General features: G+C 67.1%; 1 protein-coding gene. It reads left to right on the top strand.

From position 1 onward, the window contains the following. Window positions 1-843, top strand: an 843-nt coding sequence (gene cobA, locus EN939_RS36260; RefSeq protein ID WP_127272061.1) for a uroporphyrinogen-III C-methyltransferase, incomplete at both ends; no start/stop codon positions are given.

Here is an 843-nt window from a genome sequence, read left to right as displayed (position 1 = left end):
GCTTACGACGCATCGCAGCTCGAAGGCGCGATCATGGTGTTTGCCGCCAGCGGCGACGAGGAACTCGACCGTCGGGTGGCTGCGGATGCGCGCCGCCTAAGCATTCCGGTCAATGCCGTCGATCGGCCTGAGCTTTGCGATTTCTTCACCCCGGCGCTGGTCAACCGCGCGCCGGTCGCCATCGCCATCGGCACCGAAGGTGCAGGCCCGGTGCTTGCCCAGATGTTGCGCGGCCGCATCGACCGCATGCTGTCGCCGTCGCTCGGGCCGCTGGCAATTCTTGCGGCGTCGTTTCGCGGGGCTGCCGAGAAGCTGCTGCCGAAAGGCAATGCCCGCCGCCGCTTCTGGAATGATTTCTTCTCTGGCGCTCCTGCGCGCGCGGCCGAAGCCGGCCAGCTTTCGCAGGCGCATGAAGCTGCCGTCGATCTCCTGCTGTCGGACACGCCCGCTTGCGGTCACATCGCGCTGGTTGGCGCCGGTCCGGGCGCCGAGGATCTTTTGACCTTGCGGGCCCATCGTCTGCTGATGGAAGCCGATGTCATCGTCCATGACGCGCTGGTGCCCGAGGCGGTCGTTGCCATGGGTCGCCGCGATGCCGAGCGCCTGCCGGTCGGAAAGCGTAAGGGCTGCCACACCAAGAGCCAGGCTGAGATCAATGCGCTGCTGGTCGAGCTTGGCCGTGAAGGCAAGCGTGTCGTGCGGCTGAAGTCGGGCGATCCGCTGGTGTTCGGCCGGGCCGGCGAAGAGATGGCGGCACTTCGTGATGCCGGCATCGCCTATGAGGTGGTTCCGGGTGTCACCGCGGCCTTTGCCGCCGCCGCCGATTTCGAACTGCCGCTGACC

Source organism: Mesorhizobium sp. M7A.F.Ca.CA.002.05.1.1, assembly GCF_003998335.1.
GTDB lineage: Bacteria > Pseudomonadota > Alphaproteobacteria > Rhizobiales > Rhizobiaceae > Mesorhizobium.
This window is presented reverse-complemented; position numbering and strand designations above follow the sequence as displayed.